This window comes from Variovorax sp. PDC80, assembly GCF_900115375.1.
Classification (GTDB): domain Bacteria; phylum Pseudomonadota; class Gammaproteobacteria; order Burkholderiales; family Burkholderiaceae_C; genus Variovorax.
Genome location: NZ_FOWG01000014.1, coordinates 68,238 through 86,558 on the forward strand (window position 1 = coordinate 68,238; position 18,321 = coordinate 86,558).

20 protein-coding genes are annotated in these 18,321 nt (G+C 70.8%); 11 read left to right on the plus strand and 9 right to left on the minus strand.

Features of this window, described 5'->3' with window-relative positions; all coding sequences use genetic code 11:
- Positions 1–46: 46 nt before the first annotated feature.
- The gene (locus BM109_RS32465) at positions 47–730 is read left to right on the plus strand and encodes a class I SAM-dependent methyltransferase (RefSeq protein ID WP_093352323.1); all 684 of its coding nucleotides are present in this window, start codon (positions 47–49) and stop codon (positions 728–730) included.
- Positions 727–1,911: an MFS transporter gene (locus BM109_RS32470; RefSeq protein WP_093352325.1), complete on the plus strand. Its 1,185-nt coding sequence runs from the start codon at positions 727–729 to the stop codon at positions 1,909–1,911. Before BM109_RS32465 ends, BM109_RS32470 begins: the two co-directional genes overlap by 4 nt.
- A 10-nt stretch (positions 1,912–1,921) precedes the next feature.
- Here BM109_RS32470 and BM109_RS32475 read toward each other — a convergent pair whose 3' ends face one another.
- Positions 1,922–2,785: an AraC family transcriptional regulator gene (locus BM109_RS32475; protein ID WP_093352327.1), complete on the minus strand. Its 864-nt coding sequence runs from the start codon at positions 2,783–2,785 to the stop codon at positions 1,922–1,924.
- 98 nt (positions 2,786–2,883) lie between these two features.
- On the opposite strand from BM109_RS32475, the gene BM109_RS32480 reads away from it, so the two are divergent.
- From BM109_RS32480 to BM109_RS32495, 4 genes are all read left to right on the plus strand, one after another.
- Positions 2,884–3,429 (plus strand): carboxymuconolactone decarboxylase family protein, encoded by a 546-nt coding sequence (locus BM109_RS32480; RefSeq protein ID WP_093352330.1) that lies wholly within the window; start codon positions 2,884–2,886, stop codon positions 3,427–3,429.
- A 43-nt stretch (positions 3,430–3,472) separates the two neighbouring features.
- Positions 3,473–4,033, plus strand: a complete 561-nt coding sequence (locus BM109_RS32485; protein WP_093352332.1) for a peroxiredoxin family protein — start codon at positions 3,473–3,475, stop codon at positions 4,031–4,033.
- A 94-nt stretch (positions 4,034–4,127) separates the two neighbouring features.
- Entirely contained in the window at positions 4,128–4,313 is a 186-nt protein-coding gene (locus BM109_RS32490) for a hypothetical protein (protein WP_093352335.1), read from the plus strand.
- A 246-nt stretch (positions 4,314–4,559) separates the two neighbouring features.
- A complete protein-coding gene (locus tag BM109_RS32495) occupies positions 4,560–5,450 on the plus strand; it encodes an SDR family NAD(P)-dependent oxidoreductase (RefSeq protein ID WP_093352337.1) in 891 nt (296 codons plus the stop codon).
- Between the two features lie 21 nt (positions 5,451–5,471).
- On the opposite strand, the gene BM109_RS32500 is transcribed toward BM109_RS32495, so the two are convergent.
- The 5 genes from BM109_RS32500 to BM109_RS32520 are packed head-to-tail and all read right to left on the minus strand — an operon-like array spanning position 5,472 to position 10,979.
- A complete protein-coding gene (locus BM109_RS32500; protein WP_256222911.1) occupies positions 5,472–6,548 on the minus strand; it encodes a PDDEXK nuclease domain-containing protein in 1,077 nt (358 codons plus the stop codon).
- Positions 6,549–6,566: 18 nt separating this feature from the next.
- A complete protein-coding gene (locus tag BM109_RS32505) occupies positions 6,567–6,998 on the minus strand; it encodes a GNAT family N-acetyltransferase (protein ID WP_093352340.1) in 432 nt (143 codons plus the stop codon).
- A 41-nt stretch (positions 6,999–7,039) separates the two neighbouring features.
- On the minus strand, positions 7,040–9,142 hold the full coding sequence (locus tag BM109_RS32510; protein ID WP_093352342.1) for an acetate--CoA ligase family protein: 2,103 nt from the start codon (positions 9,140–9,142) through the stop codon (positions 7,040–7,042).
- Positions 9,139–9,948 (minus strand): enoyl-CoA hydratase/isomerase family protein, encoded by an 810-nt coding sequence (locus tag BM109_RS32515; RefSeq protein WP_093352345.1) that lies wholly within the window; start codon positions 9,946–9,948, stop codon positions 9,139–9,141. Before BM109_RS32515 ends, BM109_RS32510 begins: the two co-directional genes overlap by 4 nt.
- 35 nt (positions 9,949–9,983) lie before the next feature.
- Positions 9,984–10,979, minus strand: coding sequence for a tripartite tricarboxylate transporter substrate binding protein (locus BM109_RS32520; protein ID WP_093352347.1), 996 nt, complete (start codon positions 10,977–10,979; stop codon positions 9,984–9,986).
- Between the two features lie 132 nt (positions 10,980–11,111).
- Here BM109_RS32520 and BM109_RS32525 point away from each other — a divergent pair, with 132 nt between their 5' ends.
- From BM109_RS32525 to BM109_RS32540, 4 genes are read left to right on the plus strand one after another with little or no spacing between them, the layout of a single operon-like run.
- The gene (locus BM109_RS32525) at positions 11,112–11,930 is read left to right on the plus strand and encodes an IclR family transcriptional regulator (protein WP_093352350.1); all 819 of its coding nucleotides are present in this window, start codon (positions 11,112–11,114) and stop codon (positions 11,928–11,930) included.
- A gap of 19 nt (positions 11,931–11,949) precedes the next feature.
- Positions 11,950–12,906 carry a prolyl aminopeptidase gene (gene pip, locus BM109_RS32530; RefSeq protein ID WP_093352353.1) on the plus strand — a complete coding sequence of 319 codons (957 nt, stop codon included), beginning with the start codon at positions 11,950–11,952 and terminating at the stop codon, positions 12,904–12,906.
- 56 nt (positions 12,907–12,962) lie between these two features.
- Positions 12,963–13,265: a type II toxin-antitoxin system Phd/YefM family antitoxin gene (locus BM109_RS32535; protein WP_093352355.1), complete on the plus strand. Its 303-nt coding sequence runs from the start codon at positions 12,963–12,965 to the stop codon at positions 13,263–13,265.
- 16 nt (positions 13,266–13,281) lie between these two features.
- Positions 13,282–13,668, plus strand: coding sequence for a type II toxin-antitoxin system RelE/ParE family toxin (locus tag BM109_RS32540; RefSeq protein WP_093352358.1), 387 nt, complete (start codon positions 13,282–13,284; stop codon positions 13,666–13,668).
- Positions 13,669–13,701: 33 nt separating this feature from the next.
- Here the strand turns inward: BM109_RS32540 and BM109_RS32545 are convergent, their stop codons facing one another.
- The 3 genes from BM109_RS32545 to BM109_RS32555 all read right to left on the minus strand — a co-directional run bounded on the left by BM109_RS32545 (position 13,702) and on the right by BM109_RS32555 (position 17,130).
- Complete coding sequence (locus BM109_RS32545) at positions 13,702–14,691, minus strand: Bug family tripartite tricarboxylate transporter substrate binding protein (protein ID WP_093352361.1); 990 nt, start codon at positions 14,689–14,691, stop codon at positions 13,702–13,704.
- A gap of 62 nt (positions 14,692–14,753) precedes the next feature.
- Positions 14,754–15,668: an NAD(P)-dependent oxidoreductase gene (locus BM109_RS32550; protein WP_093352363.1), complete on the minus strand. Its 915-nt coding sequence runs from the start codon at positions 15,666–15,668 to the stop codon at positions 14,754–14,756.
- 1 nt (position 15,669) lies between these two features.
- A complete protein-coding gene (locus tag BM109_RS32555; RefSeq protein WP_093352366.1) occupies positions 15,670–17,130 on the minus strand; it encodes an aldehyde dehydrogenase in 1,461 nt (486 codons plus the stop codon).
- A gap of 251 nt (positions 17,131–17,381) precedes the next feature.
- On the opposite strand from BM109_RS32555, the gene BM109_RS32560 reads away from it, so the two are divergent.
- Positions 17,382–18,317, plus strand: coding sequence for a LysR family transcriptional regulator (locus BM109_RS32560; protein ID WP_093352368.1), 936 nt, complete (start codon positions 17,382–17,384; stop codon positions 18,315–18,317).
- The last annotated feature ends 4 nt before the right edge of the window (positions 18,318–18,321 follow it).

An 18,321-nucleotide genomic window follows, 5' to 3' on the forward strand; every position in this document is an offset into this window, starting at 1 on the left:
GATTATCGATCGCAACGCCGCGAAGCGGAACACCCCTGGAGATGCCATGAACAAGACCCTGCGCCCGGCGCGCGACTTCACCCCCGCGGTGCCGGTGCTCGGCGCCTACGACCCCATCGTGTCGCTGTTCACGCGCGAGCGGCAGTGGCGTTCGGCCCTGCTGGCGCAGGTCGCGCCGCGGCCCTCGGACGTGATCGCCGACGTGGGCTGCGGCACCGGCTCCTTCCTCGCGCTGCTCGGCCGTTCAGGGTCGCTGCCTCGGCTGATCGGCATCGACCCCGACGAGCGCATCCTCGAGCGCGCCCGCGCCAAGCTCGCGGCCACCGGCGTGCGCTGCGAGTTGCACCGCGGCTACCTGCGCGACGCGGTCGCGCTGCTGTGGCCGCTGCAGCCGACCAAGATCGTGACCAGCCTGGTGCTGCACCAGGTGCCGCTGGCCGAAAAGCGCGCGGGCCTCGCCGCCATCCACGCGGCGCTGGTGCCGGGCGGCGAGCTGCACATCGCCGACTACGGCCTGCAGCGCACCCGGGCCATGCGAACGCTGTTCAAGCTGGTGCAGTGGGTCGACGGCTTCGCCGACACCCAGCCCAATGCCGACGGCATCGTGCCGCGGCTGATGCAGGAAGCGGGCTTCGCCGAGGTCGAGGAGACCGCCGTGATCCCGACGCCGACGGGGTCGATCTCGCTCTACCGCGGCGTGCGTTCCCGCGCGCCGAAGGACCGGGCATGACGACCTCCATCAAGCCCGTGGTGTTCGCGAGCGTAGCGCTGGCCACGCTGACCAGCGCGGTGATCCTGCCGATCCTTGCGCCGCTGGTGCGCTCGCTGCACCTGACGGTGCAGCAGGGCGGATGGATGTTGTCGATCAGCTCGCTGGCCATGGCCGCGATGGCGGCGCCCTGGGGCCTGGCCAGCGACCGCTGGGGACGCCGCCGCGTGCTGCTGATCGGCTTCGCGGGCATGTTCATGGCCTATGTGCTGTTCACGGCGGTGGTGCGGCAGGGCCTGTCGGGCCTGTTCGCCGGCACCGGGTTGTTCGCCCTGGTCACTGGCGCACGCGCCGTGCTGGTCGCCTTCCTGCCCGCCGTGCCGTCCGCGGCGCAGGCGCTGATGGCCGATCACACCGAGGCGGGAGAGCGGGCCGCGGGCATGGCATTGATCGGCGCGGCCAACGGCGTCGGCCTCGTGGTCGGCCCGGCGCTCGGCGGACTGCTCGCGCTGCGCGGCATCCTCTGGCCGCTGGTGCTGTCGGGCACGCTGTGCCTGCTGGCCTTCTTCGTGGTGTGGGCCACGGTGCCGCGCGGCACGCGGATGCGCGCGGCGGTCGCGTCGCCGCCGGTTTCGCCCTGGGGGCCCGAGCTGCGGCGCTGGCTGGCGGCGAGCCTGATGTCGTGGACCGCGATCGTCACGATCCAGATCATCGCCGGCTTCTACTTCCAGGACCGGCTCGGCCTCGAGACCGCGCAGGTCGGTCCTCGGCTGGCCGCGGCCCTCACGGTGACGGGCCTGGCGCTGATCGCGAGCCAGCTGCTGCAGGCCCGCGTGCTGCGCTGGCCGGCACAACGCATGGTGATCGCCGGCAGCGCGGCCTGGATCGTGGGACTGCTGGTGCTGCTGGGCACCTTCTCGCTCGCGGCCTACGTGGCGGCCTTCGCGGTACTCGGGGCCGGCGCGGGTTTCATGATGGCCGGGTCGATGGCCGGCGCCTCGCTCGCGGTACCCACCGACCGGCAGGGCGCGGTCGCCGGACTGATCGCCGCGACCCAGGGCCTGGCGCTGATCGCGGCACCGGCCGCGAGCACCGCGCTCTACGCGCTCGACCGCATGCTGCCGTTCGCGGTGCTCGCGGCGCTGCTGTGCGCGCTCGCGGTGCTGTTCGCGCTGCCCACGCTGGCAACGGCGCGCGAGTGACGCGGCGGCCTCAGCCGCGCACCGTGGCCAGCCACTCGCGCGGCGACACGCCCAGCTTCTGCGCGAACACGCGCGACAGCGCCGAGGCATTGGCATAGCCGAGCTCGTCGGCAATGGTCTTCACCGAGGCACCGCAACGCAGTTGCGCCTGCGCGATGCTGAGCCGCCAGAGCGCGAGGTAGTCGGCGGGCGTGGTGCCCACCACCTCGCGAAAGCGCTGCGCGAAGGCACTGCGCGACAGGCCCGCCTCGCGCGCCATCTGCTCGAGCGGCCAGGGCTCGCCGGGCCGCTCGTGCAGGCCGACCAGCACGCGCGCGAGCCGCGGATCGCCGAGGCCCGTCAGCAGGCCCGGCGGCAGTTCGCTGTGCTCCGGATGATCGAGCAGCCAGCGCAGCAGCTGGATCAGCACCACCTCGAACAGGCGGTCGGCCAGCAGCCGGTGGCCGCACTGCACGCGCGTGGTTTCGGAGAACAGCAGCGCGAGCGACTGCTCGATCCCCTCGACCTCGCGCAGCGGCAGGCGGATCAGCGGCGGCAGCGCGCGCGCCAGCGGATGGGTCTCGCCGCCATCGAAGTCCAGCGTCGCGCAGACGAAGTCCGAGCCTTCGACGGGCGCATTGTGAAAGTGGTGGGACAGCGGGCGCGGATAGAACAGCAGGCTTGGTTCCTTCACGACCAGCTTGCGCGGCGCGCCGCTGCGCGCGGCATGCGTGACCACCATCTCGCCACGGCGCAGCACATGCAGGAAGCCACGCCCCGACTCGGCCGCGAAGCTGGTGGTGCCGCACAGCGGGCCGTTGTGGAACAGGTGCGCGCGCACACGGAAGCGCTCGAGCAGCGAGGACAGCCTGTCGATGGGAGGTGGTGCGGCCATTCGGACGAAAAGATATGTTTGATGGATAAAACGATCCGAATCATACGAGGACCGGCAGCAAACTTCCTTCACCGACACAACCCCTGAAGGAAAGCACCATGTCCCGCATCCCCCTCGTCTCCTCCGCCGAAGCCACCGGCGACGCCCAGGTTCTGCTCTCGCAGATCCATGGCGCCTTCGGTGCCACGCCCAACATGTTCCGCGCCGTCGCCAACTCGCCGGCCGCGCTCCGGAGCCTGTGGGGATCGTTCGGCGCACTCGGCGGCGGCGTGATTCCCGCGCAGCTCGGCGAGAAGATCGCGGTGGCGATCGCCGACCGCAATGCCTGCCACTACTGCCTGGCCGCGCACACGGCGCTGGGCCGCAAGGCCGGCGCCTCGTCGGCCGAGATGACGGCCGCACAGCACGGCGAGTCCGCCGATCCGCAGACCGCCGCGGCGCTGCGCTTCGCGCTCGCGGTGGTCGAGCAGCGCGGCCAGATCGAAGCCGCCGAAGTGCAGGCGCTGCGCGACGCGGGCTTCGACGACCGGCAGATCGTCGAGCTCCTCGCGCACGTGGCCTTGAACCTGTTCACGAACTATGTGAATGTCGCCTTCGACGTGCCCGTCGACTTCCCGGGCGTGAAGCTGCGCGTGGCCGCCTGAGCGCGAGCGCCGGGGCCTTGCCATTGCACTGGAGCCATCAACCATGTCGAGAATCCATCCCCCGGCGCCCGAACTGCAGGTCGAGCGCTGGCTCAACACCGAGGTCCCCGTCACGCTCGAATCGCTGCGCGGCAAGGTCGTGGTGCTGCATGCCTTCCAGATGCTGTGCCCGGCCTGCGCCACGCACGGCCTGCCGCAGGCGAAGAAGACCCGGCAACTGTTCGCCGCGAAGGACGTCGCGGTGATCGGGCTGCACACGGTGTTCGAGCACCACGAGGCCATGACGCCCGCGGCGCTCGAGGCCTTCGTGCGCGAGTACCGCTACGTGTTCCCGATCGGCATCGACCGGCCCTCGCCCGACAGCAGCATTCCGCAGACCATGCGCGCCTATCAGTTCCAGGGCACGCCGAGCGTGGTGCTGATCGACAGGCAGGGGCGGTTGCGGCTGAGCCACTTCGGCCTGCTCGACGACATGTCGCTGGGCGCGGCCATCGGCCAGCTCGCGGCCGAGGACGTGGCCGCGCCGTTGATCGCCGATGCGGTTCGCGAAGAAGAAGCGGCCGCGGGCGAGGGCTGCGGCGACACAGGCTGTCCGGTTGGCTGACGTCGCGCACTGGCGCGCGTCCGACAGCCGCGCGCGTATGGCCTGTTAGCTTGGGATTCCCCGCATCGCGGTACTACAGACAGAGAGGGACACCATGCCGACCGGAACCAGCCAGGGACAGAACCACCAGAAACCCGGCATCGTGATGTGGAGCGTGATCGCCGCGGTCGCCGTCGTGCTGGTCGTCTACGCACTGACGTGGGTGAGCAGCGAGCGGGACAAGCCCGCGCCCGCGACGCAGGGCGCGCCCGTCGCCACCGCGCCGGCCAAGGGCAAGTAGCGGGCCGCGCTGGCGCCCAGGGGCGCCGAAGGCCCGCGCCCACCGACCACCTTCGACCACTCCTCGCGAGGCCACTGCACACTCTTGCATTACCCCCATTGGCCGATGGTCAGGCCCGTGCGGTGCCCCCACAATGACCGAGGCGCACGCCACGCCCGCGGCCTCGTCGGAGCAGAACATCCGAATCCAACACACCGACACGCGCCGCGGGATCCCACTCCGCTCCACGTCAAGGAAAGCTTTCAGATGTACTTCGAGAACAAGACCGCATGGGTGACCGGCGCTTCCTCCGGCATCGGCGAGGCCCTCGCACTCGCGCTGCTCGAGCGCGGCGCGCGCGTGATCGCCTCCGGCCGCCGCCCCGAGCCGCTGGCCGCCCTCGCGGCGCGCGCCCCCGAGCGCGTGCTGGTACTGCCCTTCGAGGCCACCGACTACGACGCCCTGCCGGCCATCGTCGAGCGCGCCGCCGGCTGGCAGGGCCAGATCGACGTGCTGATCAACAACGCCGGCATCGCCCAGCGCAGCCTCGCCATCGACACCGACCTCGCCGTCTATCGCCGCCTGATCGAGGTCGACTACCTCGCACCCGTCGCCCTCACCCAGCTCGTGCTGCCGCGCATGGCCGAGCGCCGCAGCGGCCACATCGCCGTGATCGGCTCGGTGGCCGGCAAGGTCGGCGCGCCGCTGCGCACCGGCTACAGCGGCGCCAAGCACGCGGTGCAGGGCTACTTCGATGCATTGCGCGCCGAGGTCGAGCAGGCCTACGGCATCCGCGTCAGCGTCGCGCTGCCGGGCTCGGTGCGCACCGCGGTGTCGATCAATGCGCTCGGCGCCGACGGCAACGCGCGCGGCCGTTCCGACGCGAACATCGACCAGGGCATGGAGCCCCAGGTCGCGGCCGGCCTGCTGCTCGACGGCATGGCTTCGGGCCAGCGCGAGATCGAGATCGCCGCGGGGCTCGAAGCGGCCGCGCTGCAACTGCGCCGGCACGACCCCAACCGCCTGTTCGATATGGCCGCGCAGGAAGGCGCGCGGCTCGCGACGCAGCGTGAACAGCAGGGGGCGGGGGCGAGCTTCGATCCGGCGGATGTGCGGGCGGCGGGGACGTATGGGCAGGAAGGGCTGAAGGCGGCTTGAACCTTGCCGGCTCGGGAGGGGTTACCCTGCTCCCGTCTTCTTCTTGCGTGTCCCGGATGCGGCGCGCCGCGCCGTCTCCGGGGCACTGAGCGCATAGAACTCATGCAGCTTCGCCGCCAGCATCTGGCGGTCCGGCAACTGCATCTGGTACTGCGCCACCAGCGCGGGCGACAGCGTGCGGCTCAGTGCGTACTCCACGACTTCGCTGTCCTTGCTGGCGCAAAGCAGCAGGCCAATTGCCGGGTTCTCGTGCGGCTTCTTCACATGACGATCGAGCGCCTCCAGGTAGAAGTTCAACTTGCCCAGGTGCTCGGGCTCGAACGCCGTGACCTTCAGCTCGATGGCCACGAGACAATTCAGACCGCGATGGAAGAACAGCAGATCCAGCGCGAAGTCCTGCCCACCCACCTGCACCGGGTACTCGCTGCCGATGTAGCAGAAGTCGCGTCCCAGTTCGGTGAGAAAGCGCCCCAGGTTCATCAACAGGCTGCGATGCAGTTCGGCCTCGGAATGCGGCTCGGGCAAGGCCAGGAAGTCGAGCAGGTAGGCGTCCTTGAAATGCTGCGCGGCCTGCGGCTGCATTTCTCTCAACGCCGTTGAGACTTTCGGCGGCTGGAGCACGGCGCGCTCGAACAGGCCGCTGTCGATCTGCCTCGCCACTTCACGGACCTGCCAGCCCTGCTGCGCCGTCATGCGCAGGTAGAACCCGCGTTCCTCCTCGCCCTTCGTCCGGCCGAGGATGTGCAGATGCGAAGACCAGGGTATTTCTCTCAACAACGTTGAGAGTTTTGATTCCGGCGGATAGGCCTGGAAGAACTGCCGCATGCGCCACAGGTTCTGCGCCGAGAAGCCGCGCCGGCCCGGTTCTCGCCGGGCGATGTAGGCCGCCAGATGTTCGACGGTTCCCTTGGCCCAACCGTCGGCTTCGATGCGCCGATGCAGATACTCGCCAATGCGCCAGTAGAGATCGATCACTTCGGCATTGACGGTCCGTGCCACACGCTGACGCGCGGCACGGATCAGTTGAACCACCTCCCCGAACGCTGCCTCCGATGTCATCTCCGCAGTGCGACGGGCTGGCTTCGTGGACTTGCTCATGGGAAAGATCCGCCTGGCTCAGCCCTGGGAGGTATAGAGATTCGGAAAATACCGCTCCATCAACGACTGCGGCCTCAGCGGTGCCGTGAACCCGAACCCCTCGTACAACCCATGCGCATCGCCCGTCGCCAGCGTGAAGCGACGCAGCCCCTGCAGCGCGGGAAAGCCCATCACCGCCTGCATGAGCGCCTTGCTGTATCCACGCCCCCGATGCTCGGGCAGCACGAACACGTCGACCAGGTTCGCGAAGGTCGCGTGGTCGGAGATCACGCGGGCGAAGGCCACCTGGTCGGCACCGACGAAGCCGCTGAAGCACAGCGAGTGCTCGATCGAACGCTGCACGGTCGCCAGCGGCACGCCTCGGCTCCAGGTCGAGGTCTCGCTGAGGAAGCGATGAACCAGGGCGATGTCGATCGCCGCTTTGTCGGTGGTGATGCGCAGTTCGGACATGGTCGTTCGAGGATAGCGCAGGCCTGCCGATTGAATGCTCTTCAGCCCCCCACCAGCACCACCACCCCATCGGCCGCCTTCACCCCCCGCCCCTTCGCGAGCACGAACAGCGGATTGATCTCGGCCGTCTCGAGCCGCGCGCCCAGTTGCCCCGCCATGCGCGAGAACGCGACGATCGCGTCGACCAGTGCCTCGACATCGGCCGGCGCCCGGCCCCGGTAGCCGTCGAGCAGCGGCCAGGTCTTCAGTTCGCGCAGCATCGCGGCGGCCTCCTCGCGCGCCAGCGCGCCGCCCGGCGGCACCATGCGCAGCACGGTGTCGCCGACGAGCTCGGCGGTCACGCCGCCCATGCCGATCAGCAGCGCGGTGCCGAGCGCATCGCGATGCAGGCCGAGGATCATCTCGGTGCCGCCCGTGACCATCTCCTGCACCAGGTAGCCCTCGGGCGCCTGGCCGGTGGCGGTCGCCACGTCGTCGTGCATGCGCGTCACGCGCGCGGCCACCTGCGATGCGGGCACGGCCACGGCCACGCCGCCGACCTCGGTCTTGTGGGTGATGCGGCGCGAGAGGATCTTGAGCACCACCTTCTCGCCCAGGGCGGGCGCGGCCTCGGCCGCCTGCCGCGCATCGCGCACCGCGACCTCGCGCACGCCCGGCACGCCGAAGCGCGCGAACAACGCCTTGGCCTCGGCCTCGTCGAACGAGCCTTGCGCAGGCAGGCCCGCGAGATCGACGATGGCGCCGGTCGACGCGTATTCCGGCGGCGTCGCGCCGCCCTGCATCAGCATGCCCTGCAGCGCCACGGTGCAACTCTCGGGCGCGCTGAAGGCCGGCACGCCGCGTCCGTTGAGCAGCGCGGCCACGGCCGGCGCATGCGGGCTCACGTAGGCCAGCACCGGCTTGCTCGTGCCCGGCAGGCAGTCGCGGATCGCATCGGCGACGAGGTCGGGCATGGCCAGCGCCGACGAACCGACGATGACCACCACCGCGTCGTAGCCCGGGCTGTCGAGCAGCGCGCCGAGCGCGCGGCGCAGCAGTTGCGGCTGCAGGCCGGCCAGGGTCACGTCGATGGGATTGCGGTCGAGCACCGAGGGCCCGTCGGCCTGCAGCGTGCGCAGCACCTCGGCGGTGGCCGCGTCGGGCGGCGGCGCCTCGAAGCCGGCGACGCCGAGGCTGTCGGCCACCAGCGTGCCGGCGCCGCCAGTCGAGGTGAGGATGGCCACGCGGCGCCCGCCGAGGCGGCGGCCCGTGGCCAGCGCGGCCGGCAGGTCGAGCAGGTCGGAGAAGTCGCGCGCGCGGATCGCGCCCACCTCGCGGAACAGCGCGTCGTACATGCGGTCGGCGCCGGCCAGCGCGCCGGTGTGCGAGGCCGCGGCCTGCGCGCCCGATTCGGAGCGGCCGATCTTGAACACCACCAGCGGCTTGCCCACGCGCCGCGCCTTGGCGGCGGCGGCGCGGAACTTCGCGACATCGCGCACGCCCTCCATGTAGAGCGCGATCACGCGCGTGGCCTCGTCCTCGGCCAGGTGGTCGACGAAATCCGCGAGGTCGAGGTCGGCCTCGTTGCTGGTCGAGACCAGCTTCGAGAAGCCGATGCCGCGCGCCGCGCCGCGCGAGAGCAGCGAGCCCAGGATGCCGCCGCTCTGCGACACGACGGCGATGCCGCCGGCCACGAGGTCGTCGGCCTCGAGCGCGCCGCTGGCCGACAGCGTGATGCGGTCGGTGAGGTTCACCAGCCCGATGGTGTTGGGCCCGAGCAGGCGCATGCCGCCGGCCCCCTCGAGCAGCTCGCGCTGGCGCTGCTGCCCCTGCGCGCCGGTCTCGGCGTAGCCGCTCGCAAGCACGATCGCCGCGGCGCAGCCGCGCGCCGCGAGTTCGCGCACCGCGGCCTGCGCACGCTCGGCGCCCAGCAGCACGATCGCGACGTCGGGCGCCTCGGGCAGCGCGCCGATGTCGGGGTAGCAGCGCAGGCCCGCGATGCTCTCGGCCTTCGGGTTCACCGGATAGATCGCGCCCGCGAAACCATGCTTCTGCAGATAGGCGACGGGCCGGCCCGAGGTCTTCGCGAGGTCGGCCGAGGCGCCGATCACCGCCACGCTGCGCGGACGGATCAGGCGGGAGATCGGGGAGATGGCATCGCTCATCGCGCGCCCTCCTTGGCCGCCGACTTCGCGAGAAAGGCCTCGACCGAGGCGCGATGTTCGTTCGAGGTGTAGCAGATCGCCTGCGCCTGGCTGCCGAGGCCGAAGACCTGTTCGGCCTGCAGTTCGAAGCTCTGGTTCAGGATGCCCTTGGCCAAGGCGACCGCGGTGCGCGAGCCCGCGCCGAGTTCGCGCGCCCAGCGCGTCGCGTCGGCCAGCAGCGCCTCGGGCGTGCTCAGGCGGTCGGCGATGCCGAGCTCGATCGCCTCGTTGGCGCGCACGGTGCGGCCCGTGAAGATCAGCGCCTTGGCGCGCGCCAGGCCCACGCGGCGCGGCAGGAAGTACATGCCGCCGCCATCGGGAATCAGCCCGCGCAGCACGTAGTTCCAGGCGAAGCTGGCATGCGGCTCGGAGGCGATCACGAAGTCGCAGGCCATCGCGAGGTCCGTGCCCAGGCCGGTCGAAGCGCCGTTCACCGCGGCGATGGTGGGCTTGGGCAGGTCGTGCAGCGCGCTCAGTGCGTGATGGGTACGCTGCTGCCGCGCCCAGCCGTTGTAGGCGATCTCGCCGGCCGGTGCCTGCATGCGCTGCTGCATCGCGCGGATGTCGCCGCCCGCGCAGAAGGCCTTGCCCGCGCCGGTGAGCACCAGCGCGCGCACGCTGTCGTCGCGGTTCACGCGCTCGAGCGCGGCCATGAGTTCGCCGCGCATGACGTCGTCGACGGCGTTGCGCACCTCGGGTCGGTCGAGCGTGAGGATGGCGACGCCGTCCTCGGTGCGAAGCTGGATGGATGAGGTGGGAGTGGTCATGTCGGCAAGGGGATGAAAAATGGAAGAGGGCTCGCTCAGTCGAGCTGGATGTGCGCCTCGCGCACCAGCTGGCCCCAGCGGGCCTGCTCGGCGGCGACGTAGCGCGTCAGTTCCTCGGGCGGCGAGGCGATCACCACGATGCCCTCGTCGGCGATGCGCTTGCTGAAGGTCTCGCTGTGCGCCGCCTTGCGGATCGCGGCATTGAGCCGCGCCACCACCTCGGTGGGCGTGCCGGCCGGCGCATAGAGCCCGTACCAGCTCTCGGCCACGTAGCCGGGCACGCCGCTCTCGGCCACCGTGGGCACAGAAGGCATGGCCGGCGAGCGCCGCGGCGAGGTCACGGCCAGCGCGCGCAGCTTGCCGCTCGCGATGTAGGGCGCCACGCTCGCGGCGGTGGTGAACATCAGGTCGATCTGGCCGCCGAGCAGGTCGGTCAGCGCCGGCGCCGAGCCGCGGTACGGCACGTGCGTGAGGTCGACCTGAGCGAGCCGCTTGAAGAGTTCGCCCGCCAGGTGCGCCGAGGTGCCGTTGCCGAACGAGCCGTAGCTGAGCTTGCCGGGATGCGCCTTCGCGAACGCGAGCAGGTCGGCCACCGAGCGGAAGGCGCGGTCGCTGCGCACCACCAGCACGTTGGGCGAGCGGCCGACCAGGCTCAGCGGCGCGAAGGCCTTGGCCTGGTCGTAGGGCAGCTTGGGCTGCAGGCTGGGGTTGACCGCGTGCGCGAAGGTCGCCATCAACAGCGTGTAGCCATCGGGCGCGCTCTTGGCGACATAGTCGCTGCCGATGATGGTGCCGGCGCCGGGCTTGTTCTCGACGATCACCGACTGCTTCAGTTCGGCGCCGATGCCCGCGCCGAGCACGCGCGCGATCACGTCGGTGCCGCCGCCGGCCGCGAACGGCACGACGAGGCGGATCGGTTGCTTCGTGGGGAAGGCCTGCGCGGCCGCGCCGCCCATCGCCAGGGCGAGGGCCAGGCCGGTTGCCAGGCTCATGAGCACGCGCCGCGCGCGCCCGTCGATTCGAAATTGCATGCTGTCTCCTTCTCGGCACAGGCGGAAAAAGCTCGCCGCGCCATAGGGGAAAAGCATAGGCACGAGGGCCTACGCATACACTCCCCCAATTCCAAGCAATGGAATCGAAACCCAGGCCAGCATGGAGCCCGCATGAGCCGCATGACCCCCTCGCTCGAGCAGAAGCCCGGCATCTCGCCGGCCAACCGTTCGCTGGAACGCGGCGTGGAAATCCTGCGCGCCTTCCGTCCGGGCTCGGAGCTGCTGGGCAATGCCGAGCTTGCCGACCGCACCGGCCTGTCGCGTTCCACCGTGAGCCGCCTCACGCAGACGCTGGTGGGCGCGGGCATGCTGCAGGTCGATGCGGGCCAGCGCGCCTACCGGCTGGCGCCCGCGGTGCTGAGCCTCGCGCATGCGATGCGCTCGGGCTCCAGCGTGCTGTCGCTGGCCGCGCCGAAGATGCGCGCGCTGGCCGAGTCGCGCCGCATCAACGTCGGCCTGGCCGCGCCCGACCGCGACGAGATGGTCTACCTCGAGTCGATCCGCTACAACCGGCGCGTGTCGCTGCGCAACGTGGTCTCGGGCCAGCGCGTGCCGATGGAGCTCACCTCGCTCGGGCGCGCCTGGCTGGCCACGGCCGGCGAACCGCGGCGCAAGGCGCTCTATGCGCTGTTCAAGCAACGCCGGCGCGAACAGTGGCCCGCCCTGCGCGAGGAGATCGAGGCCGCCATCGCCAGCGTGAACATGCGCGGTTTCTGCGCCGCCGCCTGGCAGCCCGAGGTGGTGGCGCTCGCCGCGCCGATCCGCCTGCCCGCCGCGCAGCCCGACGAAGCGCCGGGCGCCTCGGGCTACGTGCTCAACCTCAGCGTCTCCAGCAGCGAATCGCTCGCGAGCGTGGTGCGCGAACTCTCGCCGGCGCTGCTCGCGCTGGTGGCCGACGTGGAACGCGCGCTCGCGCGCGGCTTTGCATGAACCCCGAAGGAAGCATCGAATGACCGACACCCTGCGCCAGCTCTATCCCCCGATCGAACCCTACGAAAGCGGCATGCTCGACGTGGGCGACGGCCACCGCATCCGCTACGAGCGCGTGGGCACGCCCGGCGCCAAGCCCGCGGTGTTCCTGCACGGCGGCCCCGGCGGCGGCATCTCGCCCGAGCACCGGCGGCTGTTCGATCCCGCGCGCTATGACCTGCTGTTGTTCGACCAGCGCGGCTGCGGCCTGTCGGAGCCGCATGCGGGCCTCGAGGCCAACACCACCTGGCACCTGGTGGCCGACATCGAGCGCCTGCGCGAGCTGGTGGGCGCCGAGCGCTGGCTGGTGTTCGGTGGCTCGTGGGGTTCGACGCTCGCGCTGGCCTATGCGCAGAAGCACCCCGAGCGCGTCAGCGAGCTGGTGCTGCGCGGCATCTACACCGTCACGCGCGCCGAGCTCGACTGGTACTACCAGTTCGGCGTGTCGGAGATGTTCCCCGACCGCTGGGAGCAGTTCCAGGCCCCGATCCCCGAGGCCGAGCGCGGCGACATGATCGCGGCCTACCGCAAGCGGCTGACCGGCGACGACCCGGTGGCGCAGATCGAGGCCGCGCGCGCCTGGAGCGTCTGGGAAGGCCAGACCATCACGCTGCTGCCGAGCCCCGCGCTCGCCGCCTCGCATGCCGACGACCATTTCGCGCTGGCCTTCGCGCGCCTGGAGAACCACTACTTCGTGCACGACGCCTGGCTCGAGGACGGCCAGTTGCTGCGCGACGCGCATCGGCTGCACGGCATCCCGGGCGTGATCGTGCACGGCCGCTACGACATGCCCTGCCCCGCGCGCTACGCCTGGGCCCTGCACAAGGCCTGGCCCGAAGCGGAGTTCCACCTGATCGAGGGGGCGGGGCATGCGTATTCGGAGCCCGGGATCCTCGATCGCCTGCTGCGGGCGACGGATGGGTTTGCTGGGCGCTGAGGCGGAATCTCTATAATGTGCAGAATTCTGTACAAATCAACCTCGAGGAGCCGGCCATGGCCATCTCAGCCGCTGACGTGATTCCGCTGTCGCAGGCCAGGGCGAACCTGTCCGAACTGGTCGACGAAGTGAAGGCCGGAGCCGAGAAGATCATCACCAAGAATGGCGAGAGCTATGTGGCCATCATCGATGCGCAGCGGCTCGACTACTACCACCAGCTGGAGCGCGAACGCATCCACCTGCTGCTGATCGAAGATGCCAGCCGGGGCCTGGCCGACGTCGCTGCCGGCAAGGTCAAGGACGCGCGAAGCGCTCTGTCCGCCATCCAGCGTCGCCGCGCGGCCAAGACCGCCGGGTGACCGACGACGCCGCATCGTGACCGCGAAGAGCACCGTCAAGCTCACAGCGAACTTCGAGCGAAACCTCGAAGAGATCGAAGCCTTCCTGATCGACGCCGAGGCGCCGCACGCTTTCGACACGCTGCTGGAGGAACTGGCGGACACCGTCATCCCCAACCTCGAGAGCTTCCCGGGCATGGGGCGCCTGTTCCTCGAGCGACCGGCCCGCTCGGTGGAAGTCGCCAATGGCACGGCACGGCTGATCAAGCAGCTCGGCGCACTCGCCAAGGACGGCGAGCTGCGCGAGTACGTGATGACGCACTACCTGCTGCTCTATGCGCGAATCGATGGCCGGATCCATCTGCTCTCGATTCGCCACCAGCGGCAGCTCTCCTTCGATTTCATGGCCTTGTGGCGGCGCTGAGTACATCGGACCACGCGGCCCCGGGCCAACGAGTCAGTCCTGGCCTTCGGCCCCCGCCGCCTTCACGATCCGCCCCCACTTCTGGTGCTCCGCCGCGATGAATCGCTTGTATTCCGCCGGCCCCAGGTACTGCGGATCGGCCCCCACCTCGGCCAGCGCGGCCTTGATGTCGGAGGCCTGCCAGGCCTTCTCGAGCGCGGCCGAGAGGCGGTCGATTGCGGACTTGGGCACGCCCGCGGGCGCGGCCACGCCGAACCAGATCGAGACGTCGTAGCCCGGCACGCCGGCCTCGGCGATCGAGGGCACGCCGGGGAAGGCGGGCGACTTGCGCGGGCTGGTCACGGCCAGCGCGCGGATCTTGCCGGCCTTGACGTAGGGCGCATGGGTCGAGGCGGTGTCGAACATCATGTCGACGCGGCCCGCGAGGAAATCCGACAGCGCGGGCGCGGAGCCCTTGTAGGGCACGTGCAGCATCTGCGTGCCGGTCATGCTCTCGAACAGCGCGCCCGACAGGTGGCTCGAGGCGCCGATGCCGGCCGAGGCATAGGTCAGCTTGCCGGGGTTGGCCTTGGCCAGCGCGATCAGCTCGGCCACCGTGTTCGCCTTCACCGAGGGATGCACCACCAGCACGTTCGAGGCCGAGGCCACGTTGCCGATGGGCTCGAAATCGGTCAGCGGGTTGTACTTGAGCTTGCGGTAGATGAAGGGGTTGATCGCCATCGTGCCGGTGGTGGTGAAGAACAGCGTGTAGCCGTCCTTCGGCGCGGCCAGCGCCACCTCGGCCGCGATCGCACCGCCTGCGCCGCCGCGGTTGTCGACCACCACGGGCTGGCCCAGCTCCTTCGAGAGCCGGGTCGCGGTGAAGCGCGCCATCGCGTCGGTGGCGCCGCCCGCGGGGAAGGGCACGACCAGCGTGACGGGCTTGTCGGGGAAGGCCGCGGCCGCGGAGGCGGCGAGGCCCAGCGCAAGCAGGCCGCCGAGGGCGGCGCGCCGCGAGAGAAGAAAGAGGAAGGAAGCGGTCATGGCTGTCTCCTGCCGCTGGTGCGGCATGCGTTGTGATGAATCGGGAGAAGAAGGGAAGGACTTCAGTCGTTCGCGCGGTCGCGCGGCGGCGCGGCCGACACGAGCTCGTAGAGCGCCGGGTAGTAGCGGTCGCCCCAGCCCGCGTCGATCGTGCGCCGCAGCGTAGCCGCGGTCTCGCGCGCCATCGCGGCCTCGAGCCCCGCGGCCTGCGCGAGCTCGAGCGCGAGGCTCACGTCCTTGAGCGCATAGCGCGTCGCGAAGCGGCCCTCGGGATAGTGGCGCGGCAGCAGCGCCTCGCGGCCCTGCACGCGCGCGGCGCGGCTGTCGGCCGAGCCCAGTTCGATGGCATCGAGCAGCACCGCGCCGTCCACGCCATGCGCGCGCGCCACGGCCATCGCCTCGGCCAGGGCCTGCACGGCCTCGAACAGGACGGTGTTGTGCAGGATCTTCACCACCTGGCCCGCGCCGGTGCCGCCGCAGTGCGTGATGTCGCTGCCCATGCAGCGGAAGTGAGGCATCAGCGCGCTCACGTCCTCGACCGTGCCGCCGACCATGATGCTCAGCGTGCCCGCGATGGCGGCCGCGGGCATGCGCGCCACCGGTGCGTCGACGAAGCGGTGGCCGGCCTGCGCGAGCCGCTCGGCCATGCGGCGAGTGGCCAGCACGGAGGTGGTGCCCATGTCGACCACGGTGCGGCCGCCCTCCCCGCCTTCTCCGTCCTGCCAGGCCTCGGCCAGCGCCTCGACCACCGACTCCGCCGCCTGCGCGCTCGCGAGGCAGAGGAACACCACCGAGGCCTCGTGCGCCAATGCGCGCAGCGAGTCCGCTGGCACCGCGCCGCGCTCGGCCAGCCGCCGCATCGGCGCGGCATCGAGGTCATGGCACAGCACGCGCGCACCGCTCTTCGCCGCGAGGTTGGCGCACATGGGCTCGCCCATCACGCCGAGGCCGATGAAACCCAGGGTCCGTGGCGTCATCTCAGAGCCCCACCATCACGGTCTTGGCCTCTTGATAGGTGCGGATGCCGAAGAAGCCCTTCTCGCGTCCCGAGCCGCTTTCCTTGAAGCCACCGAAGGGCACCGACACGCTGAGCGTCTTGTAGGTGTTGATCCAGACCGTGCCGGCCTCGACCGCGCGCGCCACGCGCCAGGCCTTGGGAAAGTCGCGCGTCCACACGCCCGCGGCCAGGCCGAAGAAAGTGTCGTTGGCCTGCGCGACGAGGTCCTCCTCGTTGTCGAAGGGCATCACGCACAGCACCGGGCCGAACACCTCCTGCTGGCAGATGCGCGCGTCGTTCGTCACGCCGCCGATGAGGGTGGGCAGGTAATAGGCGCCGTTGGACAGCGCGGGGTCGGCCGGGCGGCTGCCGCCGGCCAGTACCTCGGCGCCGTCCTCGCGCGCCATGTTCACCATGGCCTCGACCTTGTCGCGGTGCACGAAGGACGACAGCGGCGCCACCTGCGAGCGCGCATCGTCGGGCGGCCCCACGCGCAGCGCCTTGGCGGCCTGCACCAGCCGCGCGACGAAGGCATCGTGGATGCCGCGCTCGACGAACAGCCGCGTGCCCGCGATGCACGACTGGCCGCTGGACGAGAACACGCCATGCAGCACGCCCTGCAGCGCCTTGTCGAGGTCGGCGTCGGCGAACACGATGTGCGGCGACTTGCCGCCGAGCTCGAGCGCCACCGCGGCCATGCGGCCCGCGGCCTCGCGCGCGATCGCCTTGCCGGTGGCGGTGCCGCCGGTGAACGAGATCAGCCGCACCTCGGGATGCGCGACCAGCGCCGAGCCGGTCTCGGCGCCGAGGCCGGTCACCACGTTGAGGATGCCCGGCGGCAGGCCGGCCTCGAGCGCGAGCTCGGCCACGCGCAGCGCGATGGTGGGCGTGAACTCCGAGGGCTTGAGCACCACCGCGTTGCCGGCCGCGAGCGCCGCCGCCACCTTCTGCGATTCGAGCGTGAGCGGCGAATTCCAGGGCGTGATCGCGGCCACCACGCCGAAGGGCTCGTAGAGCACCATCGACAGGTGGTCGCCGCGCGAGGGCGCCACTTCGGCCGGCATGGTCTCGCAGATCGACGCGAAGTAGCGGTAGGCCGCCGCGCCGCCGGCCGCCTGCGCCACGCATTCGGCGCGCAGCTTGCCGTTCTCGCGCATCTGGCGCTCGGCCAGCTCCTCGGCGTTGGCCTCGATCAGGTCGGCGATGCGGTGCAGGATCGCCGCGCGCCGGTGCGGCAGCATCGCGCGCCACTCGGGCCGGGCCTGCGCGGCCTTGGCGGTGCGCACCGCGAGGTCCACGTCCTCGCGGCTCGCGCTGCCGATCAGGCCGTTGAGCGCGCCGGTGGCGGGGTTGATCGATTCGAAGGGCGTGCCCTGTCCTGTTGTCCAGGTGGCGCCGATCAGGAAGGGCCTGACGCCCGCGCTTTGCGTGCTCGCGCTCATGGAAGTCTCCTTGGGGCCGTGCTGGCCGCTGTCTCGGTGGATAGGAAGAATGGATGCATGGTAGGAAGGGCGCGCGGCTCGCGACACCGCTCGATTCCAAGCAGTGGAATGGTGTGAGAGGACCGGCGCAGGCTACGCAGCAGAGCGCGCGGCGACAAGGCGCCGGCGCTGCATGGGCTTTCAAGGCCAACTAACAGATCGCAAAGCCGCCACTAGACTCGGCGCTTCGATATCGCAATGGAGAGCGCCGCATGCGCCAGGACCTGCTGGATGGACTCGTCGCCTTCATCGTGGCGGCGGAAGAGCGCGGCTTCTCGGCCGCCGCGGTGCGCCTGGGCGTCACGCCCTCGGCCGTGAGCCAGTCGATCCGCAGCCTCGAGCGGCGCCTGGGCATCGCGCTGTTCAACCGCACCACGCGCAGCGTGAGCCTCACCGAGGTCGGCGAGCGCTATCTCGAGAAGGTGCGGCCGGTGGTGTCGGAGCTCGCCGCGGTGTCCGAGGAGCTGGGCCGCGAGGCCGACCACCCGAGCGGCCTGCTGCGGCTCAACGTGCCGCGCGCGGGCTACACCATCGGCCTGCAGCCGGTGCTGCGGCGCTTTCTCGACCGCTTCCCCGACGTCAAGCTCGAGCTGCGGATCGAGAACCAGCTGGTGGACATCGTGGCCCAGGGCTTCGATGCCGGCATCCGCTTCGGCGACCTGGTCGAGAAAGACATGATCGCGGTCAGGATCGGGCCGCGCATCGAGGCGCACTTGATCGCCTCGCCCGATTACCTCGCGCGCCACGGCACGCCCGCGCATCCCACCGAGCTGCTGGCGCACGACTGCATCGGCTTTCGCCACGTCAGCACCGGCCAGGTCGAGCGCTGGCAGTTCGCGCGCGGCGACGAGACGCTGCAGCTCGCGATCGACGGCCGGCTCGTGCTCAACGACTCGGCCGCGCTGGTGCGCGCCGCGCTCGACGGCATCGGTGTCGCCTACATGATCAACGGCTACATCGAGCCGCTGATCGAGCAGGGCCTGCTGGTGCGGCTGCTGGCCGACTGGAGCCCGGTGCTGCCGGGCCTCACGCTCTATTACCCCGACCGGCGCCGCGTGCCCGCGAAGCTGCGCGCGCTGATCGACTTCCTGCGCGCGGAGCTGCCCGCGGCGTCGGCGGTGCCGCCGCCCGAGCTGCGCCTGGCCTGAAGCC